The 16,254-nt window shown below is 66.7% G+C and carries 16 protein-coding genes; 9 read left to right on the forward strand and 7 right to left on the reverse strand.

Annotated elements, in window-relative coordinates; genetic code table 11:
- The first annotated feature begins 97 nt into the window (after positions 1 to 97).
- From dnaG to PYV00_RS18295, 8 genes are all read left to right on the forward strand, one after another.
- Positions 98 to 1,957, forward strand: a complete 1,860-nt coding sequence (dnaG, locus tag PYV00_RS18260; protein WP_275229718.1) for a DNA primase — start codon at positions 98 to 100, stop codon at positions 1,955 to 1,957.
- 37 nt (positions 1,958 to 1,994) lie between these two features.
- Positions 1,995 to 4,022 carry an RNA polymerase sigma factor RpoD gene (gene rpoD, locus PYV00_RS18265; protein ID WP_275229719.1) on the forward strand — a complete coding sequence of 676 codons (2,028 nt, stop codon included), beginning with the start codon at positions 1,995 to 1,997 and terminating at the stop codon, positions 4,020 to 4,022.
- Between the two features lie 110 nt (positions 4,023 to 4,132).
- Positions 4,133 to 4,696: a nuclear transport factor 2 family protein gene (locus tag PYV00_RS18270; protein WP_275229720.1), complete on the forward strand. Its 564-nt coding sequence runs from the start codon at positions 4,133 to 4,135 to the stop codon at positions 4,694 to 4,696.
- Positions 4,697 to 4,783: 87 nt separating this feature from the next.
- On the forward strand, positions 4,784 to 5,221 hold the full coding sequence (gene rpiB, locus PYV00_RS18275; protein ID WP_275229721.1) for a ribose 5-phosphate isomerase B: 438 nt from the start codon (positions 4,784 to 4,786) through the stop codon (positions 5,219 to 5,221).
- A 19-nt stretch (positions 5,222 to 5,240) separates the two neighbouring features.
- Positions 5,241 to 6,539 carry a serine hydroxymethyltransferase gene (glyA, locus tag PYV00_RS18280; RefSeq protein ID WP_275229723.1) on the forward strand — a complete coding sequence of 433 codons (1,299 nt, stop codon included), beginning with the start codon at positions 5,241 to 5,243 and terminating at the stop codon, positions 6,537 to 6,539.
- Between the two features lie 5 nt (positions 6,540 to 6,544).
- Entirely contained in the window at positions 6,545 to 6,772 is a 228-nt protein-coding gene (locus PYV00_RS18285) for a hypothetical protein (RefSeq protein ID WP_275229724.1), read from the forward strand.
- Positions 6,773 to 7,234, forward strand: coding sequence for a transcriptional regulator NrdR (nrdR, locus tag PYV00_RS18290; RefSeq protein WP_275229725.1), 462 nt, complete (start codon positions 6,773 to 6,775; stop codon positions 7,232 to 7,234).
- Complete coding sequence (locus PYV00_RS18295; RefSeq protein ID WP_275229726.1) at positions 7,218 to 7,949, forward strand: RNA methyltransferase; 732 nt, start codon at positions 7,218 to 7,220, stop codon at positions 7,947 to 7,949. The genes nrdR and PYV00_RS18295 overlap by 17 nt, the downstream gene beginning before the upstream one ends.
- A 3-nt stretch (positions 7,950 to 7,952) precedes the next feature.
- On the opposite strand, the gene PYV00_RS18300 is transcribed toward PYV00_RS18295, so the two are convergent.
- Together PYV00_RS18300 and PYV00_RS18305 are read right to left on the reverse strand one after the other, a co-directional pair.
- Complete coding sequence (locus PYV00_RS18300) at positions 7,953 to 8,879, reverse strand: alpha/beta hydrolase (RefSeq protein ID WP_275229727.1); 927 nt, start codon at positions 8,877 to 8,879, stop codon at positions 7,953 to 7,955.
- A gap of 29 nt (positions 8,880 to 8,908) precedes the next feature.
- A complete protein-coding gene (locus PYV00_RS18305; protein WP_275229728.1) occupies positions 8,909 to 9,184 on the reverse strand; it encodes a chorismate mutase in 276 nt (91 codons plus the stop codon).
- A gap of 315 nt (positions 9,185 to 9,499) precedes the next feature.
- On the opposite strand from PYV00_RS18305, the gene rpsD reads away from it, so the two are divergent.
- Positions 9,500 to 10,114, forward strand: a complete 615-nt coding sequence (gene rpsD / locus PYV00_RS18310; RefSeq protein WP_275229729.1) for a 30S ribosomal protein S4 — start codon at positions 9,500 to 9,502, stop codon at positions 10,112 to 10,114.
- Between the two features lie 89 nt (positions 10,115 to 10,203).
- Here the strand turns inward: rpsD and PYV00_RS18315 are convergent, their stop codons facing one another.
- The 5 genes from PYV00_RS18315 to PYV00_RS18335 all read right to left on the reverse strand — a co-directional run bounded on the left by PYV00_RS18315 (position 10,204) and on the right by PYV00_RS18335 (position 16,139).
- Positions 10,204 to 12,192, reverse strand: coding sequence for an alpha/beta hydrolase family protein (locus PYV00_RS18315; RefSeq protein WP_275229730.1), 1,989 nt, complete (start codon positions 12,190 to 12,192; stop codon positions 10,204 to 10,206).
- Between the two features lie 129 nt (positions 12,193 to 12,321).
- On the reverse strand, positions 12,322 to 13,455 hold the full coding sequence (tgt, locus tag PYV00_RS18320; RefSeq protein WP_275229731.1) for a tRNA guanosine(34) transglycosylase Tgt: 1,134 nt from the start codon (positions 13,453 to 13,455) through the stop codon (positions 12,322 to 12,324).
- 6 nt (positions 13,456 to 13,461) lie between these two features.
- Positions 13,462 to 14,394, reverse strand: coding sequence for a DUF481 domain-containing protein (locus tag PYV00_RS18325; protein ID WP_275229732.1), 933 nt, complete (start codon positions 14,392 to 14,394; stop codon positions 13,462 to 13,464).
- Between the two features lie 18 nt (positions 14,395 to 14,412).
- Entirely contained in the window at positions 14,413 to 15,186 is a 774-nt protein-coding gene (locus PYV00_RS18330) for an ABC transporter permease (RefSeq protein WP_275229733.1), read from the reverse strand.
- Positions 15,183 to 16,139 (reverse strand): ABC transporter ATP-binding protein, encoded by a 957-nt coding sequence (locus tag PYV00_RS18335; RefSeq protein ID WP_275229734.1) that lies wholly within the window; start codon positions 16,137 to 16,139, stop codon positions 15,183 to 15,185. The genes PYV00_RS18330 and PYV00_RS18335 overlap by 4 nt, the downstream gene beginning before the upstream one ends.
- Between the last annotated feature and the right edge of the window lie 115 nt (positions 16,140 to 16,254).

Below are 16,254 nucleotides of genomic sequence, written 5' to 3' on the forward strand. Positions count from 1 at the left end.
CGCCCGCCTCGGACTGCCGGGACGGCGGGGCGAAAATCCGGCATAAATCGGCCGAAACGGTGGCCCCTGGCGCGATTTGGCGGCACACTGGGTGGCCATGAGTCTGAGCCCCGCCTTCCTGGACGAACTGCGCGCGCGCATCACGCTTTCGGGCGTGATCGGGCGCACCGTCCGGCTGACTCGCGCCGGGCGCGAGTTCAAGGCCTGCTGCCCGTTCCACAACGAGAAGTCGCCCAGCTTCACGGTCAATGACGAGAAGGGCTTCTACCACTGCTTCGGTTGCGGCGCGCATGGCGATGCGATCCGCTGGATGACCGACCAGCGCGGCCTCGCGTTCATGGACGCGGTGAAGGAACTGGCGGCCGAAGCCGGGCTGGACGTGCCCGCCCCCGATCCGCGCGCGGCGCGGGCGGCGGAAAGGCGCGACACGCTGCATGACGTGATGGCCGCGGCGCAGGCCTGGTATCGCGACTGCCTGGCCTCGCCCGAAGGCGATGCGGCGCGCGCCTATCTGGCGACACGCGGGTTCGACGCGCACACCGTGTCGCGGTTCGGCTTCGGCTACGCGCCCGAGGGCCGGCAGGCACTGAAAGCCGCGCTCTCGCGCTTTCCCGAAGCCATGCTGGTCGAGGCGGGGCTGCGTATCGCCGTTGACGATCGAGAACCCTACGACCGTTTCCGGGGCCGGCTGATGCTGCCGATCGAGGACGCGCGCGGGCGCGTGATCGCGTTCGGCGGACGCATCCTGGCCAAAGACAAGACCGATGCGCCCAAGTACCTGAACTCGCCGGACACGCCGCTGTTCGACAAGGGGCGCACGCTTTACAACCTGCACCGCGCCGCGCCCGCCGCGCGCCAGTCCGGCCGGCTGATCGTGGTCGAAGGCTATATGGACGTGATCGCGCTGGCGGCGGCGGGCATCACCGAATGCGTCGCCCCGCTCGGCACCGCGTTGACCGAAACGCAGATCGAGCTGCTCTGGCGGCAGGTGGAAACGCCGATCCTGTGCTTCGATGGCGATGCCGCCGGCCAGCGCGCGGCGATGCGCGCGGTGACGCGCGCCCTGCCCCTGCTGCGTCCGGCGCATTCCTTGCGGATCGTGCGCCTGCCCGAAGGGCTCGATCCCGACGACCTGCTCAAGGCGCGCGGCGCGACGGCTCTGGAAAAGCTGCTGGGCGAGGCGAAAAGCCTGGTCGACATGCTGTGGGAGGCCGAGCGCGACGCCGCCCCGCTGGTCACGCCCGAAGACAAGGCGGGGCTCAAGGCCCGGCTGCTCGCGCATGTCGAGGCGATCGCGCAGCCCGATATCGCCAGCCTCTATCGCCGCGAATTGCTGGACCGCTATTCCGCTTTCGCCTTTCCCCGCCGCGAGAACGGCCAGGGCCGCTGGCAAGGCGAGAATCGCTGGCAGGGCAAAGGCTCGCCCGCCCGCCCCGCCCCGCCGAATCGCGAGAACATCGGCCGCCTGCGCCGCGCCTCGCAAGGCGGCGCGCGCGATGCGCTTTCAGCCGCGATCCTGGCGGGCCTGGCCCGCTGGCCCGGCGAGATCGCGCGCCATGCGGAGGCGCTGGCGCGCACGCCCGGGCTCGATCCACGCTTTTCCGTATTGCTCGACTGCCACGACGCGACCGATGCGCTTGAAAGCGAAAGCCTGTCCACCATATTGGCCAGGCACGGTCTGGAAAGGCTCGAGGCCGCTGAATATTCCGGCCTTCGCTTCGGGTTTCTGAACCCGGACGCGGCGCCCGAACAGGCGGTTTCGGATCTGGCTCAGGCGATCGAGTTGCTGGTGGAACGCCCGGCACTGGAGGCGGCTTTGGCCGAAGCGACGACAAGGTTCGAACGCGAACTGTCGGACGACGCTTTCGCCGAGCAGCAGCGCCTGCTCAAGAGAAAGCTGGAATTCGACAGTCGCCTCAGGCAAATGGCAACCAGACAAGCGGTACTGCCCCAGTAAAATAACAGGGCAAGGCACAGAACTTTACGGCGGTGGAATGAGCAAGAACGACGACAACAACGCTGACAAGAACGACGGGAACGACGCGCCGCTGATCGACCTCAACGAGGCCTCGATCAAGAAGCTGATCGCGCGCGCCAAGCGTCGCGGCGTCATCACCTACGACGAGCTGAACGAGGCTCTGCCGCAGGACCAGATGTCGTCCGAGCAGATCGAGGACATCATGGCCGCGATCTCCGAGATGGGCGTCAACATCGTCGAGAGCGACGAGGATGCGGCCGCCGAGGACGATCGCGACGTGGATGACGTGGAGGCCGACGAAGTCTCTCCGCGCATGGTCGTCGACAGCAAGGCCAAGAAGGAAACCATCGAGCGCACCGACGATCCGGTGCGGATGTACCTGCGCGAGATGGGCGCGGTCGAGCTGCTCAGCCGCGAGGGCGAGATCGCCATCGCCAAGCGCATCGAGGCCGGGCGCGACATGATGATCCTGGGCCTGTGCGAAAGCCCGATCACCTTCCACGCCATCATCCTGTGGTCCGAAGCGCTGAACAACGGCGAGATGCAGCTGCGCGAGATCCTCGATCTCGACGCCATGCTCTCGAAGGAGCCGGCGCCCGAAAGCCTGTCCGACGATGCCGATGGCGACGACGGAGAGATCAGCGAGGCGACCGCCGGCCCCTCGTACAAGGAAGACGACGACGTCGAGGAAGAGGAGGAAGCCTCTTCCGACGATGAGGACGAGGACGGCATCGAACGCCGCGCCCAGCGCCCCGCCGACGACGACGAGGATGACAACACGCTCAGCCTCGCGCAGATGGAAGCGGCGCTGAAGCCCGAGGCGCTGGAAAAGTTCGCCACCATCACCGAGCTGTTCAAGGCGTTCGAGAAGATCCAGACCGAGCGCCTCGACGCGCTGGGCGTGGGCAACGATTTCCCCGCCGCCAAGGAAAAGCTGTACCAGCAGCTGCGCGAAGACCTTACCGCGCAAGTCGAATCGGTGCAGTTCCACGCGACCAAGATCGAATACCTGGTCGACAATCTCTATGCCTTCAACCGGCGCCTCACCGCGCTGGGCGGCCAGATGCTGCGCCTGGCCGAACGCCACAAGGTGAAGCGCGCCGATTTCCTCGACCAGTACATCGGGCGCGAGCTGGATGACGCCTGGCTGCGGGACATGGCGAAGAAGGACAAGAAGTGGGCCGCCTTCGCCGAGGCCGAAACCGATTCGGTCGAGCGTATCCGGTCCGAAGTCTCGGACATCGCCGCCGCAACCGGCATGGCGCTTCCCGAGTTCCGCCGCATCGTCAACATGGTCCAGAAGGGCGAGCGCGAGGCGCGCATCGCCAAGAAGGAAATGGTCGAGGCGAACCTGCGGCTGGTGATCTCGATCGCCAAGAAATACACCAACCGCGGGTTGCAGTTCCTGGACCTGATCCAGGAAGGCAACATCGGCCTGATGAAGGCGGTCGACAAGTTCGAGTACCGGCGCGGCTACAAGTTCAGCACGTATGCCACGTGGTGGATCCGGCAGGCGATCACCCGCTCGATCGCCGATCAGGCGCGCACCATCCGCATCCCCGTGCACATGATCGAGACGATCAACAAGCTGGTGCGCACCAGCCGCCAGTTCCTCCACGAGCAGGGCCGCGAACCCACGCCCGAGGAAATGGCCGAGCGGCTGTCGATGCCGCTCGAAAAGGTGCGCAAGGTGATGAAGATCGCCAAGGAGCCGATCAGCCTCGAAACGCCGATCGGCGACGAGGAGGATTCGCACCTGGGCGATTTCATCGAGGACAAGAACGCGATCATCCCGGTGGACGCCGCGATCCAGGCGAACCTCAAGGAAACCGTCACGCGCGTGCTCGCCAGCCTGACCCCGCGCGAGGAACGCGTGCTGCGGATGCGCTTCGGCATCGGCATGAACACCGATCACACACTGGAGGAAGTGGGCCAGCAGTTCTCGGTCACGCGCGAACGTATCCGCCAGATCGAGGCCAAGGCGCTGCGCAAGCTCAAGCACCCGAGCCGGTCCCGCAAGATGCGCTCGTTCCTGGACCAGTAAGCTTCCTTCGGCGGCCCCTCAATCGACAGGCCCATCAGTCAACAGGCCCACCAGTCAACAGGCATTGCCCGGTTCATGGTCTCCCGCTAGCTTCGGCGCGGGAGACTGCCATGAACCTGAACCGGCAAGACGGCCTTGATACCGATGCCCTGCGCGAGATCGTCGATCGCCAGCAGATCTGGGATTGCCTGCTGCGCTATGCGCGCGGGATGGATCGGCTCGACGAGGAACTGGCGCTTTCGGCCTATCACCCCGGCGCGATCGAGGATCACGGCGCCGTGATCGCGCCGTGCGAGGTCTTCGTGCCGCAAGTCATCGCCTTCCATCGCCGGATGGAACGGGTGACGCAGCATATCCTGACCAACCATTCCTGCGAGATCGCCGGCGACGTCGCCCATTGCGAAACCTACACGCATTGCTTTTCGGTGATGCCCGAAGGGCCGAGCCGCATCGGCTTCGGCCGTTTCGTGGACCGGCTGGAACGGCGCGACGGACGCTGGGGCATCGCCTCGCGCGTGAGCGTGCCCGAAGGCGCGATCGAGGCGCCCGCGCTCGATGACCGGGCCGGCATGGTCGATCTGCCCGGCACGCTCGGCAAGCCCGCGCGCGATCGCAGCGACCCTTCCTATCTGCGCCCGCTGCCGCTTGATCGCGCGGCGCCAGCCGAGGCATGAGGACGCGGCGCTGGCAGGGGTAGCGCATCGCACGCGGGACGCCTAAGGGCTCAGACGAGTCCCTCCCCGCGAACAACCAGGACACCGATGCGCATCGCCATTGCTTCCGATCACGCCGCCGTCGACCTCAAGGCGGAGCTGCGCGAATACCTGATCGGGCTCGGCCACGAAGTCGCCGATCTCGGTCCCGAGACGGCCGACCGGGTCGATTATCCCGATTACGGCTACAAGCTCGCCTCCGTCGTCGCCGATGGCACCGCGCAATATGGCGTGGCGCTGTGCGGTTCGGGCATCGGCATCTCGATCGCGGTCAACCGCCATCCCAGGCTGCGCTGCGCGCTCGTGTCCGAGCCGCTGTCCGCCGCGCTCGCGCGCGAGCACAACGATGCCAACGCCATCGCCATGGGCGCGCGGCTGACCGGCGTGGACATGGCCAGGGCCTGCCTCGACGCCTTCCTCGGCACCGAATTCGGCGGCGGCCGCCACGGCCCGCGCGTCGACAAGCTTTCCAACCCTCCTGCCTGATCCGAAGAGGTCCAAGACCATGACCGTCGATACCGCCATCCGTTCCGCCGGCTTCTTCACCGAGACCGTGGCGCAAAGCGATCCCGCTGTCGCCGCCGCGATCGGCCACGAGCTGAAGCGCGAGCGCAAGCAGATCGAGCTGATCGCGTCCGAGAACATCGTCTCCAAGGCCGTGCTCGAAGCGCAAGGCTCGGTGCTGACCAACAAGTATGCCGAAGGCTATCCCGGCAAGCGCTATTATCAGGGCTGCGCGCCTTCGGACGAGGTCGAGACGCTCGCCATCGAACGCGCCAGGCAGCTGTTCGATTGCCAGTTCGCCAACGTGCAGCCCCATTCGGGCGCGCAGGCCAATGGCGCGGTGCTGCTGGCGACGGTGAAGCCCGGCGATACCATCATGGGCATGAGCCTCGATGCCGGCGGCCACCTCACCCACGGCGCGCGCGCGGCGATGAGCGGCAAGTGGTTCAACGCGGTGCAGTACGGCGTCACGCGCGACACCCACCTGATCGATTACGATCAGGTGGCGGCGCTGGCCAGGGAGCACACCCCCAAGCTGATCATCGCCGGCGGCAGCGCTTATCCGCGCGTGATCGACTTTGCCCGCCTGCGCGCGATCGCCGATGAAGTGGGCGCGCTGTTCCAGGTCGACATGGCGCACTTCGCCGGGCTGGTCGCGGCCGGCGTACACCCCTCGCCCTTCCCGCACGCGCATATCGCCACCACCACCACGCACAAGACGCTGCGCGGCCCGCGCGGCGGCATGATCCTGACCAATGACGAGGCGCTGGCCAAGAAGATCAATTCGGCGGTGTTCCCCGGCCTGCAGGGCGGCCCGCTGATGCATGTCGTCGCCGCCAAGGCGGTGGCCTTCGGCGAGGCGCTGCGGCCCGAGTTCAAGGACTATGCGAAGAAGGTGATCGAGAACGCGCAAGTCCTTGCCGCCACGCTCAAGGAGCGCGGCGCCGAGATCGTCTCGGGCGGCACCGACACGCATCTGGCGCTGATCGACCTCTCGCCGCTGGGCGTCACCGGCCGCGACGCCGACGAGGCCCTGGAGCGCGCCGGCATCACCTGCAACAAGAACGGCATCCCCTTCGATCCGCTGCCGCCGGTCAAGACCAGCGGCATCCGCGTCGGCTCGCCCGCCGGCACCACGCGCGGCTTCGGTCCCGAGGAATTCCGCGAGATCGGCATGATGGTCGCCGATGTGCTCGATGGCCTTGCCCGCTGCGGCGAAGCCGGCGACGCGCAAGTGGAACAGAACGTGCGCGCCCGCGTGGAAGCCTTGTGCGACCGCTTCCCCATCTACGAGGACTGACGACCATGGCAGACCCCACCGGCCCCAGGGGCACGGGCGATTTCCTCCACGACGCGCGCCGGGAACTGGCCGGAATGCTGGAGGAAGGGCTCGATCACCCCTCGACCAAGCCGGTGCTGCTGTGGGGCGCGATGGGCGCGGCCGCTGCCGTGGTGCTGCCGTTCGTAACCATCCCGCTGGGTCTGGCGGCGGGCGCGGGCTACAAGTTCTACAAGCGGGTGCGGCCTGACTAGATGCGGTGTCCGTTCTGCGCGCACGATGATTGCCAGGTCAAGGACAGCCGGCCGACCGAGGACAGCACCGCGATCCGCCGCCGCCGCCAGTGCGTAAGTTGCGGCGGCCGGTTCACCACGTTCGAGCGCGTGCAACTGCGCGAAATCACCGTCATCAAGAGCGACGAGAGCCGCGAGCCGTTCGACCGTTCGAAGATCGAGCAATCGGTCGCCCTCGCCTGCCGCAAGCGCGGGATCGAGCGTGAGCAGATCGACCAGCTCGTCTCCGGCATCCAGCGGCAGGTGGAAACGCTGGGCGAGGCCGAAGTCTCCTCGCTGGCGATCGGCGAGATGGTGATGGACGGCCTGCGCCAGCTCGACAGCGTCGCCTATATCCGCTTCGCCTCGGTCTACCGCGATTTCAACGAGGCGCGCGATTTCGAGGAATTCGCCAGCACGGTGCGCGATGTCGGCCAAAGCTGAGCGCGAGCCCGTCATCGTCCTCGTCCGTCCCCAGCTTGGCGAGAACATCGGCAAGGCGGCGCGGGCCATGCTCAATTTCGGGCTGACCGAGATGCGGCTGGTTACGCCGCGCGATGGCTGGCCCAATCCCTCGGCGGGACCGGCGGCGGCGGGCGCGGATGTGGTTCTGGAACAGGCGCGGGTGTTCGGGACATTGGCCGAGGCGGTGGCCGATTGCGCCAATGTCTATGCCACCACCGTGCGCAAGCGCGGCGTTGCGAAGCCGGTGGTGACGCCCGAGCAGGCGGCGCGGGAAATCCACGCGGCGCCGGGGCGGTCAGCCTATGTCTTCGGGCCGGAGCGATCGGGGCTGGAGACCGAGGATGTCGCACTCGCCCGCGCGATCCTGACCGTGCCGATCAATGCCGAGTTCGGCTCGCTCAATCTCGCGCAGGCGGTGATCCTGTGCGCTTACGAATGGTCCAAGACCATGGGGCTCGAACAGCCCACGATCGAGGAACTGCTGCCTCCGGCCCCGCAGGACGAGCTGGAAGGCCTGATCGCCCATTTCGAGGCGCTGCTGGACGCGAAGAACTACTTCTGGCCGGAACCCCGCGCGGCATCGAACCGGCGCACCTTGCGCAACCTGTTGACCAAGCCGGGCTGGAACAGCCTGGAAGTGCGCACCTTTCGCGGCGTGCTCAGTACGCTGGAAAAGGAACCGCGCAACCGCTGAACGTCAGCCGATCCGCGTCGCCAGCCAGTCGGCCGCCTGGCGCAAATGCGCGCGGGTGATCGCGGCATCGCGGCCCCAGGCCTCGAACCCGTGCGGCGCGCCGGCCACCACCGCGAGCGTCGCGGCGACGCCCGCCGCTTCCAGCCGACGGGCATAGGCCACGTCCTCGTCATGGAACAGCTCGATCGAACCGACGCCGATCCAGGTCGGCGGCAATCCGGCCAGATCCTCGCGCCGCGCGGGCGAGGCATAGGCGGGCAAGGCCGGCGCGCCCGGCGCCACGCCGAGATAGGCGCTCCAGCCGAAGCGATTGAGCCCGTTGTCCCACATCGGATGCGCCACCTCATCAAGCTCCACCCGCAACGCGGTGCGATCGTCGAGCATCGGCGCGAACAGCCATTGCGCCGCCGGATGCGGCCCCGGCCCGTCGCACACTTTCTGCACCAGCGCGGCGGCCAGCCCTCCCCCCGCGCTGAGCCCGCCGATCGCGAGACGGCCGGTATCGAGGCCCAGCGCCCCCGCCTGCCCCACCAGCCAGCGCCACGCCGCATGGCAATCGTCCAGCGGCGCGGGAAACGGATGGCGCGGCGCCAGGCGATATTCGGCCGAAGCGATGACGATGCCAAGATCGCGCGCCAGCTCGGCACAAAACTGGTCATCCAGGCTGGCCGTGCCGATGATGTAGCCGCCGCCGTGAATCCACAGCAAGGCGCCGTCGCTCCTGCGCTCGCGCGGCTGGTAGAGCCGCAGCGCCGCCGCGCCCTTGTGGGTGGAGATGGTCACGCCCGCGACTTTCGGCACGGGCCGCAGCTTCATCAGCAAGGGCGCGATCCGGCGGAACAGCGCGGACCGCAAGGGAACGGCGGGCACCTTGCCGAGCGCGGCGCGCAATTCCCCGTCGATCAGTGTCGTATCGAATCCCCGCGCCATTGGCTTTCCCCTGCTTTTCAGGGCCAGTTCTAGCTTGTCCTGCCGGAATCCCAATGCTCGAACTCATAGGCGATCGAGGCTTCGACCAGCCGCTCCCAGATTTCGGCGACGGCATCGGCGGGCAGGCCCAGCGCTTCGGCGCGGGCACGGGCCTGGGCGATGACGCGGGCCTTGCGATCCTCGTCACGGACCTGGCCGCGATCGGGCTTGATCCGGGCGGCGGCGCGCATGTAGCCGAAGCGGATCGCCAGCAGATCGACGATGCGGGCATCGAGCGCGTCGACCCCGGCACGGACTTCTGCCATGGTCCGACATTCCTCGGGCGTCCGGCATTCCCCGGGGCTCTGGCAATCCTCGCGCGGCGGCATCTGATCTGGCATGTCCGTGCCCCTAGCGGCGGCGCCGGCTTTCGTCGAGAGGCGCGAAAGGCTTGACTTTCACGTCACGGGCCGTAATGGCCGCGCCTTCACTTGGACCCCGTCGTTTCGGCGGGACATGTCCATTCGGCCCCGCACCCCGGTGAAGCGGCGGCCGCGTTCCGCGCAATGGCGGAACGGTGCGCTCCGGGTACGAAGATCGCGGCCATGGTGGCGCGCGACAAGCAGATTTGGAGACGACTTATGTCGAAGCGCAAAAGCGCCAAGTACAAACTCGACCGCCGCATGGGCGAGAACATCTGGGGCCGCCCCAAGAGCTCGGTCAATCGCCGCAGCTACGGCCCCGGCCAGCACGGCCAGCGCCGCAAGGGCAAGCTTTCGGACTATGGCATCCAGCTGCGCGCCAAGCAGAAGCTCAAGGGCTACTACGGCGACGTGACCGAGAAGCAGTTCAAGCGCACCTACCAGGAAGCCTCGAAGATGAAGGGCGATACCGGGCAGAACCTGATCGGCCTGCTCGAACAGCGCCTGGACATGGTGGTCTACCGCGCCAAGTTCGCGCCGACGATCTTCGCCGCGCGCCAGATCGTTTCGCATGGCCACATCCGCGTCAACGGCGTGAAGTGCAACATCGCCAGCCGCCGCGTGCGCATCGGTGACGTGATCAGCCTGGGCGACAAGGCCAAGGACATGGCGCTGGTGGCAGAAGCGCAGGCCCTGCCCGAGCGCGACGTTCCCGACTATGTCTCGGTCGAAAGCAATGACAAGGTCACTTTCGTGCGCGTGCCTTCGCTGGACGAAGTGCCCTATCCGGTGAAGATGGAACCGAACCTGGTCGTCGAGTTCTACTCGCGCTGATCGGTCCGGCTCACGGCCGAATGCGAAAGGGCGGTCCCGCGGGGCCGCCCTTTTCGTTTGGCAGCCCTGCGCCGCCCATTTGCCCGCGCCTATTTACCCAAACCGAGGGTCTGGCGCAGGAAGGCGTCGCTTTCCGACAGCATTCGCGTGCGCGCGGCGGTGTCGTCGAGCGAGTGGGCCAGCCCCGGGAACTCGACATAGCGCACGCTCTTGCCCGCGCCCTTGAGCTTTTCTTCCATCAGGCGCGATTCGCCCACCGCCACGTTGCGATCGGCATCGCCGTGGAACATCAACACTGGCGCGACGAAGCGATCGGCATGGCGCGCGGGCGATCCGGCCTGGATGTGCGGGCCGTTGCCGATCAGGTTGTCCATGATCACGTAATTGCTCATGTCGCTGAATTCCGAACGGAACTTGTCGAAATCCGTGACCGGGGCGATGGCGACGATTGCCTTGAACAGCTGCGGATCGACCACCGCCGATTGCAGCGCCGCATAGCCGCCATAGGACCAGCCGACGATCGCCAGCTTGTCGCTGGGGCTGATCCCTTGCGAGACCAGCCAGCGGCCAGCCGAATTGACATCGTCGATCGACTTGTCCCACGACTGGAAGCCGTTCTTCTGGAACCATGCGGAACCGAAGCCGGTCGATCCCCGGAACTGGGGCTGCAGCACCGCATAGCCGCGAACCGCGAAATACTGGGCCAGCCAGTCAAAACCCCATTCATCGCGCGCCCCCGGCCCGCCATGCGGCATGACGATGGCGGGAAGGCCCTTGCCCGAACTGCCCGGCGGGAGCGTCAGATAGGCGGGGACGATCGTGCCATCGGCCGAGGGATAGGAAATCGCCTTCATCGTGCCCAGCGCCACCCCTTCCAGATCGGGCCGGTTGGGCATCAGGCCGCCCAGCTTGTGGGTCGCCTTGTCATAGAGATAGTATTGCCCCGGATCGGTATCGCTGGCCGCGAAGATGATCAGGCGGCTTTCGTCGGCGCTGGCATCGATGATCGACAACTGCTTGTCGCCGCCCAGCGCCTTGGCCAGCTTTTTCGTCAGTTGCCCAAGTTCGGGATCGAAATATTCGGCATAGCGCCGGTCGCTGGCGAAGCTGGCGCCGATCACGCGCTGCTTGCGGCCGATCTGCATCAGCCCGTCCACTTCCGTCCCCGGATGCGCCAGCACCAGCCGCGTCGTGCCGATACCGTCCAGCGCGCGCTCATAGAGCGCGAGGAAGCCGTTGTTGTCGTCAAAGCCATAGACCACGTTGCGCGTGCCATCGACCGCCACGGGGCTGAAGCCCTTGACGCGGCCGCCATCGAACACGGCGCTGCCCAGCGGATTCCATCCGCCTTCGGCCGCGTCACGGTACAGATAGTTGATCTTGCGATCGACATAGCCGCTTTCGCGTGCCGGCTGCGTCACCATCAGGCGGACATTGCCGTTCCCGTCCGACACGAAGCCCGATGCCGATTCGCGCGGGGGAACCACAACCTTGCGCGCGCCAGTCAAGACATTGACCCGCTCCACGCCCAGGCCGCTGTCGGTTCGCGCGGTCAGCTTGCCGGTGGTCTGCTCGGGCGAGAACCATCGCGTCATCAACACCGAAGCGGGATCGCCCGGCACCGTGTAATCAAGGATGCCGCCGCCGAAGCGCGAACTGAAATAGGCGTTGAACGGCTGCGGCGCCGACAGGACCTTCATGTCCTTGCCATCGCTCGTCAGCGAAACGAGCCGGGTGGAGGCGGCGATATCGCGGTTGCTGCCTTCGTTGAAATAGGCCTCGCACACCACGCGCGTTTCCAGGATGAACTGGCAATGCGTGATCTGTTCGGTGCGCCCCTTGGCACTGAACACCGGCACCGCGCCGGCCGTCGCCAGATCGACCACGACCGCATTCTCGCCGCCATCGGACCGGGGGCCGACGATGACGATCTGCTTGCCTTCAGGCGAGATGCTGATGGAACGAACCGATTCGCGCGCGCCGAACTTGGCCGCCACCTGATCGGCGGACTGGGCAAGAACCGGGCCTGAAGCGAGGCCAAGACCGACAATACCGGCCAACAAGATGTTTCGTGCCATGATGTACTCCTTGCACCGCGCCTCAGGCTGACGGCACATGCACCCTTACGCAAGGGGGATGAAGCTTTTGCGTTTCCATTCCGGCCGAGGCGTTCGGGCGATAATTTCCGGCCGACCCGGTCGAATCCATCAGATCTTCGATTCCAGATAGTCCCGCCGGAAATCGCTGGCGAAAACGGCGAAGCGGGCCTGGGCGATCGCATCGCGCATCGCCTGCATGAGCTGCTGATAGAACCCGATGTTGTGCTCGGTCAGCAGCATCGCGCCCAGGATCTCGCCCGACTTGATCAGGTGGTGCAGGTAGGCGCGGCTGTAGGTAGCGCACGTGGGGCAATGGCAGCGCGCGTCGAGCGGATCGCCATCCTCGGCGTGGCGGGCATTGCGCATGTTGAGCGGGCCGTTCCAGGTGAAGGCCTGCCCGTTGCGGCCCGAACGGGTGGGCAGCACGCAATCGAACATGTCCACCCCGCGCTCGACCGCGCCGACGAGGTCGTCGGGCTTGCCCACCCCCATCAGGTAGCGCGGGCGATCGGGCGGAAGCTGGGCGGGCGCGAAATCGAGCGTGGCGAACATCGCCTCCTGCCCCTCGCCCACCGCGAGCCCGCCGATCGCATAGCCATCGAAGCCGATCGCGGCGAGCGCATCGGCGCTTTCCTGGCGCAAGCCCTGGTCCAGCGCGCCTTGCTGGATGCCGAACAGCGCGGCGTTTTCGGCATGATCGCCGCCGGCATCGAAACCCGCGCGGCTGCGGCGCGCCCAGCGCATCGACATCGCCATCGAGCGGGCGATGACATCGCGCGGCTGGTCGATCTTCGGGCACTCGTCGAAGGCCATGACGATGTCGGAGCCGAGCAGGCGCTGGATCTCCATCGAGCGTTCGGGGGTGAGCAGGTGGCGCGATCCGTCAAGGTGGCTGGCGAATGTCACGCCTTCCTCGGTGATCTTGCGCAAGTCCGACAGGCTCATCACCTGGTAGCCGCCGCTGTCGGTCAGGATCGGGCGCGGCCAGTTCATGAACTTGTGCAAGCCCCCCAGCCGCGCGACCCGCTCGGCGCCCGGGCGCAGCATCAGGTGATAGGTGTTGCCCAGGATGATGTCCGCCCCGGCCGCGCGCACCGCCTCGGGCTTCATCGCCTTGACGGTGGCGGCCGTGCCCACCGGCATGAAGGCCGGCGTGCGGATCTCGCCCCGGCGCATGGCGATCGTGCCGGTGCGGGCCTTGCCGTCCGTCGCGTGGACGGTGAACTGGAAACGCGGGTTCATCAAACCTCAGAAGCCGTAGACGAGGGTGAAGCGCGAAAGCGTGTCGGTGCGCAAGACCACGCCCACCGGGTCCGTCTCATGCTCGTAAGTATAGGAAAACCGCGCGCGCAGCCCGTGCGCCATGCCGGCCTCGATCGCCGTGGCGGAGGTGAAGGTGCTGTTTTCGGATTCGACATAGGCGCTGGCGGCCTGGCTGAGCTTCACCGCCTGGGCAATACGGAAATCGAGATCGACTTTCGCCAGCGCCGACCACGATGTCTTGTCCGGCTCGGCGATGAAGTCGGTGCGGCGCAAGGCCGGGCCGCCTTCGAACGAGAGCTTCACCGCCTTGCGGTCGATCACCCGGTAGCCGAACCCGCCCGATAGCGAATAGCGCGAATCGTAGCCCTGGAAGCGGTCCCGCTCGAACTGCGCCAGGCCATAGCTGTAGAGCCCGTCCTCAAGCTGGTAATGCGGGCTGTAGGCCGCCAGATACTGCTCGCGCGTGATCTTGCCGCGCTCTTCCTGGTAATCGGCGCGCAATTGCAGCTTGTGCTCCCAGTCCAGCCCCTTGCGATTGAGCTTGAGGCCAAGCGAAAGGCCCAGGTTGTCGGTATTGCCGGTCGAGCGGAAGGCGCCGGCCTCCACTTCGCCTTTCCACAATTGCAGGGCGTGGGCGGCACGAATGCGCTGCTGCGTCTCGGCCGCCTTCTCCGCCTCGCGAAGCTGGTGCGCCTCGGCGAACTTGGCGCGCATCGCCTCGATCTCGGCGGTGGCGTCGGGATTGGTCTGCAGCGCGACCTTGACCACCGCCTCGACCGTGGCCGGATCGTCCACTTTCGTCGCCGCCTCGATCATCGCGCGCACCGGCTCGGGCAAGTCCGCGCGCGCCGGCGCGGCCGCAAGGGCCAGCGGCATGGCGCACAGGCACAGCGCGGCGATGGAAGGGCGCAGCTTCATGTCCCGTCGCCTAACGCGTCAGTTGCGCAAGCGCCAGCCGGTGCGGAAGATGTAAGCGATGAGTGCCACGCAGGCCGCGAGGAACGCCAGCGTGAGGCCCAGCGAAACCCCGATCGACACGTCCGAGCTGCCATAGAACGTCCAGCGCAGCCCGTTGACGAGGTAGACCACCGGATTCGCCATCGCCACCGTGCGCCAGGGTTCGGGCAGCATCTGGATCGAATAGAACGTGCCGCCCAGGAACGTCAGCGGCATCAGGATCAGCATGGGCACCACGCTCAGCTTCTCGAAGCTGTCCGCCCAGATGCCCAGGATGAAGCCGAACAGCGAGAAGCTGGCCGAAACCAGGATGATGAAGCCCAGCGCATAGACCGGGTGGATGATCGTATAATCGACAAAGAACGTCGCGGTGGTGAGGATGATCGCGGCCAGGATCAGCGATTTGGTCGCGGCCGCGCCGACGAAGCCGACCAGCGTCTCGGCCACGCCGACCGGCGCCGACAGCAGTTCGTAGATCGCGCCGGTGAAGCGCGGCATGTAGATGCCGAAGCTGGCGTTGGACGTGCTTTCGCCCAGCAGCGTCAACAGCAGCAGGCCCGGCACGATGAAGGCGCCATAGTTCACCCCGTCCATCCCGCCCTGCATCCGCCCGCCGATGGCCGCGCCGAAGACGACGAAATAGAGCGAGGTGGTCAGCACCGGCGCGAGGATCGATTGCATCGCCGTGCGGAAGGCGCGCATCAGTTCCTGCTTGTAGATCGTCCAGGCGGAGCGGGCGTTGAACAGGCTCATGCCGCGCCTCCGGCCAGGGCTTCGCGGCCTTCGACCAGATCGACGAAGATATCCTCCAGGCTCGATTCGTGGATGTCGATCGCGGTGTAGTCGATCCCTGCGCGAGTCAGCGCCTTGGTCACTTCGGCGACATCGGTCTTGCCCTGCCCCGCCCCGTCGCCGCCGCGATAGCACAGCTTGCGGCCCTCCTCGATCAGCGCGACCGGATAGGCCGCCAGCACCTCGGGCACGGCGGCAAGCGGCGCGGCGAGCGAGATCAGCGCCTCGGTACGGCCCAGGCGCTTCATCATCGCGTCCTTTTCGTCCACCATCAGGATCTTGCCGGCGCGAATGATGCCGACGCGATCGGCCATCTCCTCGGCCTCCTCGATATAATGGGTGGTGAGGATGATCGTGGTGCCGCGCTCGCGCATCTCGGAAATCTGCTTCCACATGTCACGGCGCAGCTCGACGTCGACACCGGCGGTCGGCTCGTCGAGGAACAGCAGCTCGGGATCGTGCGACATGGCCTTGGCGATCAGCACGCGGCGCTTCATCCCGCCCGACAGCGCGCGGATCTGCACGTTGCGCTTGTCCCACAGGCTCAGCGACTTGAGGATGGCCTCGATCCGCGCCGGATCGGGCGGCAGGCCGAACAGCCCGCGCGAATGGCTGACCGAGCGCCAGACCGGCTCGAACATGTCGGTCGACAGTTCCTGCGGCACCAGGCCGATGCGCGCGCGCAACGTGCGCCAGTGCTTGCCCATGTCCTCGCCAAAGGCATGGATCGTCCCGCCGGTCGGCCGCACGAGACCGCAGACGGCGCCGATCAGCGTCGTCTTGCCGGCGCCATTGGGGCCAAGCAGCGCGAAGATCTCGCCCTTGCGAATCTGGAGATCGACCCCGCCGAGCGCGGTCAGGCCCCCCGGATAAGTCTTGGTCAGGCCGCGAATATCGAGAATGGGGTCCAGCATCGCCGCCCTAGATGCCCATGGCGGAGCAAAGTTCCAAGCCCTGTTGAGGGTTGTCGGAAAATGCGCGGAAAGAAGGCTGCTCGAACGCGGCACCGGCCCGTGCGCCCACCCGGCG

It is taken from the genome of Novosphingobium album (ex Liu et al. 2023), from assembly GCF_029076845.1.
Classification (GTDB): domain Bacteria; phylum Pseudomonadota; class Alphaproteobacteria; order Sphingomonadales; family Sphingomonadaceae; genus Novosphingobium.

Bases quoted from the DNA above. Each gene is read 5' to 3' on its own strand.
- dnaG (WP_275229718.1), top strand. From the start codon at position 98: ATGAGTCTGAGCCCCGCCTTCCTGGACGAACTGCGCGCGCGCATCACG.
- rpoD (WP_275229719.1), top strand. From the start codon at position 1,995: ATGAGCAAGAACGACGACAACAACGCTGACAAGAACGACGGGAACGAC.
- PYV00_RS18270 (WP_275229720.1), top strand. From the start codon at position 4,133: ATGAACCTGAACCGGCAAGACGGCCTTGATACCGATGCCCTGCGCGAG.
- rpiB (WP_275229721.1), top strand. From the start codon at position 4,784: ATGCGCATCGCCATTGCTTCCGATCACGCCGCCGTCGACCTCAAGGCG.
- glyA (WP_275229723.1), top strand. From the start codon at position 5,241: ATGACCGTCGATACCGCCATCCGTTCCGCCGGCTTCTTCACCGAGACC.
- PYV00_RS18285 (WP_275229724.1), top strand. From the start codon at position 6,545: ATGGCAGACCCCACCGGCCCCAGGGGCACGGGCGATTTCCTCCACGAC.
- nrdR (WP_275229725.1), top strand. From the start codon at position 6,773: ATGCGGTGTCCGTTCTGCGCGCACGATGATTGCCAGGTCAAGGACAGC.
- PYV00_RS18295 (WP_275229726.1), top strand. From the start codon at position 7,218: ATGTCGGCCAAAGCTGAGCGCGAGCCCGTCATCGTCCTCGTCCGTCCC.
- PYV00_RS18300 (WP_275229727.1), bottom strand. From the start codon at position 8,879: ATGGCGCGGGGATTCGATACGACACTGATCGACGGGGAATTGCGCGCC.
- PYV00_RS18305 (WP_275229728.1), bottom strand. From the start codon at position 9,184: ATGGCAGAAGTCCGTGCCGGGGTCGACGCGCTCGATGCCCGCATCGTC.
- rpsD (WP_275229729.1), top strand. From the start codon at position 9,500: ATGTCGAAGCGCAAAAGCGCCAAGTACAAACTCGACCGCCGCATGGGC.
- PYV00_RS18315 (WP_275229730.1), bottom strand. From the start codon at position 12,192: ATGGCACGAAACATCTTGTTGGCCGGTATTGTCGGTCTTGGCCTCGCT.
- tgt (WP_275229731.1), bottom strand. From the start codon at position 13,455: ATGAACCCGCGTTTCCAGTTCACCGTCCACGCGACGGACGGCAAGGCC.
- PYV00_RS18325 (WP_275229732.1), bottom strand. From the start codon at position 14,394: ATGAAGCTGCGCCCTTCCATCGCCGCGCTGTGCCTGTGCGCCATGCCG.
- PYV00_RS18330 (WP_275229733.1), bottom strand. From the start codon at position 15,186: ATGAGCCTGTTCAACGCCCGCTCCGCCTGGACGATCTACAAGCAGGAA.
- PYV00_RS18335 (WP_275229734.1), bottom strand. From the start codon at position 16,139: ATGCTGGACCCCATTCTCGATATTCGCGGCCTGACCAAGACTTATCCG.